Raw genomic sequence first — 3142 nt, 5'->3', positions numbered from 1 at the left:
CCCAAATACTTCTGCGTGCTCTATTATCTCTCCATTGTGGCATAGCCTTAAAAATTCTTCCCGATCCACAAAATAGTAGTCTTTCCCTTCTTTCTCTCCTCTCCTTGCGGAACGGGTCGTGATGGAAACGGATTTTACTATATTGTTTTTTTGCTTCTCTAATAATTTGTTGGCAACTGTCGTTTTTCCGCACCCAGAAGGTGACGATAATACCAGTATTATACCTACGCTTTTCAACAAGAAGCCCCCCTTAATAATAACATACTAGATTTTTAAACAATAAAATAGGCCTTTCTCAGCGTACTACCCTCATCCTCTTTTTATTGCTTATGGTATATTGACTCGCTGTCTTTATACTCCTGCACTACATAGTAGCGCCTTCCATAGCGCTTATAACGCTATATACCATATATACACTCGGCACGCGTTGCTACACACCTCAATATTACACTAAGTTCTATATCAAATACACCCACAACTCTTTGCGACATAGTTGGCACATTGCAAAATATTTTACTAGTTATTGCGCCACAATATCAAAATAAACTACAATAAATTTGCGCTGCTATACGAGCGATATGCCCTATGAAGGGGTAAGAATCTTGGTATTGTTCTTTATGTGTAACTATGTTACCATTCCGCAATGCATATAGCTTGTGAATAGGAATGCATAGTCTTGCACATTGCTTGCAGTCATCACTGCGGTATGTTGTATGCTTTTTCGTGCTTGTTTTATCAGTTGGTCTGTATTGTTCTATATTTGCATCACCAGCTGACTACCGTCAGGGTGAGGTAGTGCGAATTATGTATTTACATGTGCCGTCCGCTTGGATATCCCTTGGGTCGTATACAGCTGTCGCTCTGCTGAGTTTAGGGACTTTGCTGAAAAAAGGAGATATTTTCCCCATGATAGCTCGTGCTATAGCCCCGGTAGGTGCGTGTTTTACTGCAGTATGTCTTGTTGCTGGATGTATTTGGGGAAAATACACCTGGGGCACTTGGTGGGTCTGGGATGCACGTCTAACATCTGTGTTGCTGTTGTTTTTCCTCTTCTTGGGATACGCATCCTTATGGAATGTATTCGAAGACCAAAACAGGGCTGCAAAAACCACGTCACTGTTTGCACTCTTTAGTGCTATAAACGTGCCAATAGTAAAGTTTTCTGTTGATATCTGGGCAACATTGCATCAAACCTCCAGTATCTTGAGGAAGGGTGGCATTGCCATAGATTCTTCCATGCTGATCCCTCTTCTGACTATGTTTGTTGCTCTATCGCTGCTGTTTGTCATTCTGACGTCGCTGCGCTTTTACACTCTGTTGAATAATAAGAAGACGTCAAGTAGTCTATATCCTTTTTACCATGAAATAACATGATCGGAACTCTTTCGGGTATTATAGAAGAAGTACAGGATACTAGCATCATACTTGCGGTGGGTGGCGTTGGCTATATAGTGCACGTCTCTTATAGAACGCTAATAAATTGTAAGCGTGGCGACTCCTTAAAACTGTATATAGAAACATATGTGAATAGAGATAATGTGCCTCAGCTTTATGGATTTACTGATACTGAAGAGCAAAATTGCTTGAAGATGCTGATAAAGGTTAGCGGAATAAACTACAGAACCGCTTTGGCTATACTTGATAGGTTAACGCCAGATCAGCTATTTTCAGCCATTGTGAATGAAGACAAAGCTGCATTGAAAGTAGGAGGAGTAGGAGCTAAGTTAATTAATAGGATTTTCACGGAATTGACTCCTCTAGTACAGAAATTAGAGTTCAATATAATGGCTAAAAGGGAACCATCTGTAGGGGATAGCGATGCGTTATCTGCTCTGCTCAGTTTAGGATACGAAAGAACTCGGGTACTCAACGCTTTGGAGAAGGTAGGAGTCTCCCACAACCTGTCTGACACAGTCCGTTTTGCCCTGAAAGAGTTATCGAAGTGAATGAGCTTTTACATCAACACAAAGCAATACCTGAAGATGAGCGTAATTTTGCTTTACGTCCAAGCTTGATCGAGGAATTTGTCGGGCAGAGTGAGATAATAGAAAATCTCAAGGTATTCATAAAGTCAGCATATGAAAGAAGAGCAACATTGGACCATGTACTATTATACGGGCCCCCAGGACTAGGTAAAACCACACTAGCGCATATAATCGCCAAGGAACTTAAAGTGAGCTTGAGGTCAACTTCCGGGCCTCTTTTGAGTAAAGCTGGAGATCTAGCTGCTATACTCACAAACCTACAGCCAATGGATGTGCTCTTTATAGACGAAATACATAGACTCCACAGAAACATCGAAGAAATCCTATACTCCGCCATGGAAGACTGCTGTCTTGATATTGTTGTTGGAGAAGGATGTGGTGCAAGAACACTACGCATTGATCTCCCAGCTTTTACTTTAGTAGGAGCAACGACAAGATTTGGCTTAATATCAAACCCTCTTAGAGATAGGTTCGGTATTCCGTTGCATCTAGAATTCTACTCTGTAGAAGAGTTAATGCTGGTGATAAAGCGAGCCGCACGTGTGATTTGTACCGACATTGATGATAGCGGCGCTTATGAAATTGCCTCACGTTCTCGAGGCACTCCTAGAATTGCACTTCGATTATTTCGGAGAGTGCGTGATTTCATGGTTGTGGAAAGACGTAGTATAATAGACAATCATTTTGCTGATTCTGCGCTTTTCAACCTTGGTGTAGATAAATCTGGTCTCGATAAGATGGATATCAAGTACCTAAGCTTCATATATGAAGCAAAAAACGCAGTCGGAATAGAAACTATTGCTGCAGCCCTTTCAGAAGATGTAGGTAACATTGAAGAAACCATTGAACCGTACCTACTAAAAATAGGGTTCATACAACGCACACCTCGTGGAAGAATTCTTACCACAAAGGCCATTGATCACCTAATGAACTGTAAATATATCTAGGTTGTTTTTGTGTGATGATCTGCAGCAAACTTCTGCTTCTCATTTTCACCAAAATATAGATGTACCTTATCATGGTTCACAATGCATCATCGAGGCGGTTGTCATGATTTGTAGCTTATCTTGTGAACTTCCAGAGTATAGTAAGAAATTTGGAGAGATACTGGGAGGACTACGGGTGCTCTATAGTACATCCTTATACTACAGAACTCG

The 3142-nt window shown here is 41.1% G+C and carries 4 protein-coding genes and 1 pseudogene; 4 read left to right on the top strand and 1 reads right to left on the bottom strand.

The genetic code is table 11. The annotated features are described in order from the left end of the window. Positions 1 to 237 (bottom strand): annotated as a pseudogene (locus tag KPX09_RS04860) (guanylate kinase); the annotation flags it as partial. Between the two features lie 429 nt (positions 238 to 666). Between KPX09_RS04860 and ccmC the strand changes: the two are divergent. The 4 genes from ccmC to KPX09_RS05760 all read left to right on the top strand — a co-directional run. Continuing rightward, entirely contained in the window at positions 667 to 1374 is a 708-nt protein-coding gene (gene ccmC / locus KPX09_RS04855) for a heme ABC transporter permease CcmC (RefSeq protein ID WP_249549239.1), read from the top strand. Next, complete coding sequence (gene ruvA / locus KPX09_RS04850; protein WP_249549238.1) at positions 1371 to 1946, top strand: Holliday junction branch migration protein RuvA; 576 nt, start codon at positions 1371 to 1373, stop codon at positions 1944 to 1946. Before ccmC ends, ruvA begins: the two co-directional genes overlap by 4 nt. After that, positions 1943 to 2932 carry a Holliday junction branch migration DNA helicase RuvB gene (gene ruvB, locus KPX09_RS04845; protein WP_410518486.1) on the top strand — a complete coding sequence of 330 codons (990 nt, stop codon included), beginning with the start codon at positions 1943 to 1945 and terminating at the stop codon, positions 2930 to 2932. The genes ruvA and ruvB overlap by 4 nt, the downstream gene beginning before the upstream one ends. A 7-nt stretch (positions 2933 to 2939) precedes the next feature. Continuing rightward, positions 2940 to 3142: hypothetical protein (locus KPX09_RS05760; RefSeq protein WP_346017243.1), on the top strand; the 203-nt coding region annotated here is incomplete at its 3' end.

The organism is Anaplasma phagocytophilum (genome assembly GCF_023476575.1).
GTDB classification, from domain to species: Bacteria; Pseudomonadota; Alphaproteobacteria; order Rickettsiales; family Anaplasmataceae; genus Anaplasma; species Anaplasma phagocytophilum_A.
Note: the sequence above shows the minus strand (reverse complement) of the source record. Positions and strands in the feature narration are given on the sequence as shown.

What these genes read in the sequence shown, in the direction of transcription:
- ccmC (WP_249549239.1), top strand. Translation starts at nt 667, where the DNA reads ATGCATAGTCTTGCACATTGCTTGCAGTCATCACTGCGGTATGTTGTA.
- ruvA (WP_249549238.1), top strand. Translation starts at nt 1,371, where the DNA reads ATGATCGGAACTCTTTCGGGTATTATAGAAGAAGTACAGGATACTAGC.